General features: G+C 55.9%; 3 protein-coding genes. All 3 read left to right on the forward strand.

Going from position 1 to position 2123, the window contains the following annotated elements:
• Positions 1–86 precede the first annotated feature (86 nt).
• A complete protein-coding gene (gene tnpA, locus BFJ94_RS25210; protein ID WP_120461666.1) occupies positions 87–395 on the forward strand; it encodes an IS66 family insertion sequence element accessory protein TnpA in 309 nt (102 codons plus the stop codon).
• The gene (gene tnpB, locus BFJ94_RS25215) at positions 389–742 is read left to right on the forward strand and encodes an IS66 family insertion sequence element accessory protein TnpB (protein WP_120461667.1); all 354 of its coding nucleotides are present in this window, start codon (positions 389–391) and stop codon (positions 740–742) included. Before tnpA ends, tnpB begins: the two co-directional genes overlap by 7 nt.
• A 57-nt stretch (positions 743–799) precedes the next feature.
• Positions 800–2123: IS66 family transposase (gene tnpC, locus BFJ94_RS25220; protein WP_120465423.1), on the forward strand; the 1324-nt coding region annotated here is incomplete at its 3' end.

The following is a 2123-nucleotide window of genomic DNA, read 5'->3' on the forward strand; positions in this document are numbered from 1 at the left end:
GTAAGCGTCAAACCCAGCACACCTGTCCATAATGGTTTGAATCAGTCACAATAAATCCATCACACATACGAAAGGATGGATTGTGAATGGAGATGAATTTACAGGCGTTATGGGCGGAACGAATTCAGGCTTATCGGGCCAGTGGGCAAACGATGAAAGCTTGGTGCGCGGAGCAGAATCTGACCGTTCATCAATTAAAATACTGGCTCTACAAAGCCCAAAGACAAGATCAGGCCGCTTCCGCCACTACCTTCCGTCCGGTTACGGTTACCCATCAGGCTGCAGCAACCGAATCGCTTCAAATCCAAGTCGGGGTCGCTCGGATCGATGTTCGTTCCGGTTTTGAACCGGGGCTGCTTCGCGACGTGGTTGCGGCTCTTGCCCCGTTATGCTGAGTTTCACTTCAGCATCACCGGTATATCTGGCTTGTGGCGCAACCGACATGCGTAAATCCATTGACGGACTTGCGGCGATCGTGCAGGAGCAATTCGCGCTTAACCCGTTTTCCCCGGCGCTGTTTGTGTTCTGCAATCGCAGGCGGGACAAGCTCAAAATCCTGCACTGGGATCATGCCGGCTTCTGGCTCTACTATCGCAGACTGGAACGTGGTTCGTTTCAGTGGCCCGCAGGCGGCACGACTCCTTTGTGCCTTTCGCAGCGTGAACTGCGCTGGCTGCTGGACGGCCTTTCGCTCACCCAGCGTCAGGCGCATGCCCCTGTTTCGCCGGAAGTAGCGATCTAATAGGATCTAAACTAGGGCATGCAGGATTTGGAGCTGCGCTTGTCGAATCATACCCTCATGAAAAATGAACCGGAATCCCTCACCCTTGAACAACTTCAACAGCAAAATGCCCAGTTGGAACAACAAAATCGCCAGCAGGAACGGGAGCTTGCCGAGCTGTCCGCGAAACTGAAGTGGTATGAAGAACAGTTTCGGCTCGCGCAGCAGAAGCGCTTTGGCGCTTCCAGCGAGAAGACGCATCCGGATCAACTGGAGCTGAATCTGTTTAACGAAGCGGAAGTAACGGCTTTGCCAGAACCGGAAAAAGAATCGATCACGTATGAGCGCCGTAAAACCAGCGGCAAACGCGAAGCCGATCTATCCAAACTGCCGGTGGAAACCGTCACGTATACCCTTGCGGAACACGAGCAAATCTGCGACTGCTGCGGGGGCTCGCTGCATGAGATGACCACGGAGACCCGCCGTGAAATTGCAGTGATGCCCCCACAGGTCAAGCTCGTAGAGCATGTGCGTCACGTGTATGCCTGCCGTCATTGCGAGCGCCACGAGCTGCAAACGCCGATCCTCACGGCCCCGATGCCTCGGCCCGTCTATCCTGGCAGTCTAGCCTCGCCATCGGCGATGGCGCATATCATGTGCCAAAAATACGTCAATAGTCTGCCACTGTACCGGCAAGAGCAGGATTGGGCCCGTTTGGGGTATCCGCTGTCGAGGCAAACGATGGCGAACTGGATGATCTACGGCGCGGAGCAGTGGCTAAAACCCGTTGTCGCGGAAATGAAACGGTATTTGCTGAAGCAAGAGGTGCTGCACGCGGACGAGACAACGCTGCAGGTGCTGAAGGAGCCTGGGAAAGCGGCGCAGTCGGAGTCGTATATGTGGCTGTACCGCACAGGTCAAGGAGTGGGTCCGGTGGTGCTCTACGACTACCAGCGTACGCGAGGCGGCGAACATCCGAGAGATATGCTGGCGGGGTTCAACGGCTATCTGCATGTGGATGGGTACCCCGGCTACCACAAGGTCAAGGATGTGACACTGGTTGGATGCTGGGCGCATGCGCGTCGCAAATACGATGAAGCCCTGAAAGCGGCGCCGGAGGCCAGAAGCAATCCGCACAGTGTGGCTGCGCAAGGGCTTGCCTGGTGCAACCAGCTATTTGCCATTGAGCGGGAGCTCAAAGAAGCGACGCCTGAGGAACGACGGAAGGCACGTGAGGAGCAAAGCCGTCCGGTGCTGGATGGTTATTATGCTTGGCTACGTCAGCAGAAACCCCGGACGATGCCGAAGAGCTTGCTGGGTCAGGCGATTGCCTACAGTCTGAACCAGTGGGACAAACTGACGGCTTTCCTGAAAGATGGTCGGCTGGAGATTGACAATAACC

The organism is Paenibacillus aceti (assembly GCF_003614185.1).
Lineage (GTDB): Bacteria > Bacillota > Bacilli > Paenibacillales > Paenibacillaceae > Fontibacillus > Fontibacillus aceti.

Excerpts from the sequence above, each read along its gene's own strand:
- tnpA (WP_120461666.1), top strand. The coding sequence starts at position 87 with ATGGAGATGAATTTACAGGCGTTATGGGCGGAACGAATTCAGGCTTAT.
- tnpB (WP_120461667.1), top strand. The coding sequence starts at position 389 with ATGCTGAGTTTCACTTCAGCATCACCGGTATATCTGGCTTGTGGCGCA.